The sequence below is a fragment of the Pseudanabaena biceps PCC 7429 genome (assembly GCF_000332215.1).
Classification (GTDB): domain Bacteria; phylum Cyanobacteriota; class Cyanobacteriia; order Pseudanabaenales; family Pseudanabaenaceae; genus Pseudanabaena; species Pseudanabaena biceps.
Genome location: NZ_ALWB01000389.1, coordinates 1 through 2,129, shown reverse-complemented (window position 1 = coordinate 2,129; position 2,129 = coordinate 1). Strand labels below are relative to the sequence as shown.

At 44.1% G+C, this 2,129-nt stretch carries 3 protein-coding genes; 1 reads left to right on the top strand and 2 read right to left on the bottom strand.

The features are described from left to right. Positions 1 to 89: 89 nt before the first annotated feature. Together surE and ndhO are read right to left on the bottom strand one after the other, a co-directional pair. Positions 90 to 785: a 5'/3'-nucleotidase SurE gene (gene surE, locus PSE7429_RS22610; protein ID WP_009629726.1), complete on the bottom strand. Its 696-nt coding sequence runs from the start codon at positions 783 to 785 to the stop codon at positions 90 to 92. Positions 786 to 880: 95 nt separating this feature from the next. Continuing rightward, positions 881 to 1,099, bottom strand: a complete 219-nt coding sequence (ndhO, locus tag PSE7429_RS22605) for an NAD(P)H-quinone oxidoreductase subunit O (RefSeq protein WP_009629725.1) — start codon at positions 1,097 to 1,099, stop codon at positions 881 to 883. Between the two features lie 463 nt (positions 1,100 to 1,562). On the opposite strand from ndhO, the gene PSE7429_RS22600 reads away from it, so the two are divergent. Beyond that, complete coding sequence (locus tag PSE7429_RS22600) at positions 1,563 to 1,811, top strand: Ycf34 family protein (protein ID WP_009629724.1); 249 nt, start codon at positions 1,563 to 1,565, stop codon at positions 1,809 to 1,811. Positions 1,812 to 2,129 lie beyond the last annotated feature (318 nt).

Below are 2,129 nucleotides of genomic sequence, written 5' to 3'. Positions count from 1 at the left end.
CGGCGCTTCGCGCCGCCATTCAACTCTTGGGGTATTATACCAAAACTCAAAATGGCAACGCCATTTTGAGTTTTGGTATAAAATATTGCTCAGATCCTCATTTGGGTAACCGCAATTTTGCCAGAGAAACAAACATCCACATCAGTATTTGGCGTACGCTCGCGGAGGTGATAGCGACCTGCATAGGTCACCCGATCGCCTTCAGCCTGAAACTCTAGGGGTAATGGGCAATTCGATTTTTCACAAAAAACAACTTCAGTGATCAGATTTTGCTCTGCTTCAGGCAAATGGGGCAAATTCACATTCCAATAGGACTGCGGCGGCAGGGGAATTTCCAGAAGTTGCTTGATTACACGCGCAGCCGTCTCAGATGCCCAAGTCCAGTTAAATTCTCGCCCCCGATCACGATAGTGGGAAATAGCGATCGCAGGAATATTATAAAAAGCTGCCTCACGCACCGCCGCAACCGTGCCAGACATGTAGGTATCGATCCCCATATTAGCGCCATGATTAATTCCTGACAGCACTAATTTCACATCGCTGTATAAATGGGCGATCGCAACCCTCACGCAATCCGCAGGCGATCCAGCGATCGCATAAATATCTTTGTCCCGTTGGGCGATCGCGATTGGCGCTTTGGTTGTTACTTGATGACCACAACCCGAATATTGACAATTGGGAGCAGCGATCGCCCCTTTCTTCCCGAAAAATAGTTCCGTCGCCCGTTGCAAAGCCCAAAGTCCCTCGGCATCAATCCCATCGTCATTGGTCAAAATTACTGTCATAACTTCCTAAAAGTAGCGCTCACGCCCCCTAAACCTGTGGCGCACGATGCGCGCGCCACAGGTTTAGGCTTTGGGTTGTAATTATTTCTTATGGATTAAGCCGCTTGTTCTTCTAGCTGATCCCTATGAAGCCAGATTACAGGTGTAGGGACTTTAGCAAATTTGATTTGCACGTAATCACCACGAAACTCTAACACTTCGCCCCATGTCTCAAAAATGTACGATGACCAGCGAGTATCATTTGCCGATGCTTCAAGACTATTTTCTAACTTTTCACGAACAGCGCGAACGAGAGTGCCTTTTTTCAGTGCCATAATATTCAATGCAACAAATTGTTAAGGATTTAAAACTGCTACTAAGTATTGTATAACAGAAGCTCAAGCAGTATTTAGGAATAACTAGCGAAGTTTTCATGCGATCTTGGGCAAACTGAAAACTTCTATGATTTCGATAGGTAATTACCTATCAAAGTCACCAGTCCTACAGCACATTGCGCGCAAACCCAAACCAAGGAAATTTTTGAAAGCATTGCTTCGCAACGCTTTCAAAAATTTCCTTGTGGTTCGTTTGATCGATAATTGCTGTAAGGGAATATAGCTATACTGAAGCTAGACTGAGCTATATAGGTATGGAATCCTTCACTCTCAAGAAAAAGCCTCAAAAGCCCTTATATCTAAGCATAGAGTCATTTGAGAACTTTTGATAATCCTACTTAGTCTGGTGTAACACCACCAAATATTTTTGTTAGGATAGCCCCATGAATTAGGTATAACTGCTATGTGCATCTGCATCAATTGCACCTATGTCGATCGCTGCATCACCTATCACTCCGTTGAGAGCCTCCACCAGCAACCGCATCTAACCGAAAATCCAGATTTTGAGGCTCTCTCTCCCACGATTAATGTTAATATCCGCACGGAATCCGAAGATATTCAAATGGAATGGGATGTGGTTGGTTGTGAGAGTTTTTCGGCAGAAATGGGGAAATGGGTAAAATTGCGTCCAGGCGAACTTATCCCCACTTAAAAAATCATAGTTTTCAGTTTGGCTAAGTAACTAGGCAAAATTTAATATAAAATCCCAAAACTGTAGCGCACGCTGCGCGTGCGCTACAGTTTTTGATTCTGGGTTTTAATTATGCCCAGCTACTTAATACCAATCCACTGAAGTGAGCCCACACTTCAGTGAATTACAGCAATTATCGATCAAACGAACCACAAGAGAATTTTTGAAAGCGTTGCTTCGCAACGCTTTCAAAAATTCTCTTGGTTTGGGTTTGAGTGCAATGTGCTGTAAATCAGGACATCAAACCCAATAGAGAGTTGCGGCGCTTCGCGCCGCAAC

What these genes read in the sequence shown, in the direction of transcription:
- surE (WP_009629726.1), bottom strand. Translation starts at nt 785, where the DNA reads ATGACAGTAATTTTGACCAATGACGATGGGATTGATGCCGAGGGACTT.
- ndhO (WP_009629725.1), bottom strand. Translation starts at nt 1,099, where the DNA reads ATGGCACTGAAAAAAGGCACTCTCGTTCGCGCTGTTCGTGAAAAGTTA.
- PSE7429_RS22600 (WP_009629724.1), top strand. Translation starts at nt 1,563, where the DNA reads ATGTGCATCTGCATCAATTGCACCTATGTCGATCGCTGCATCACCTAT.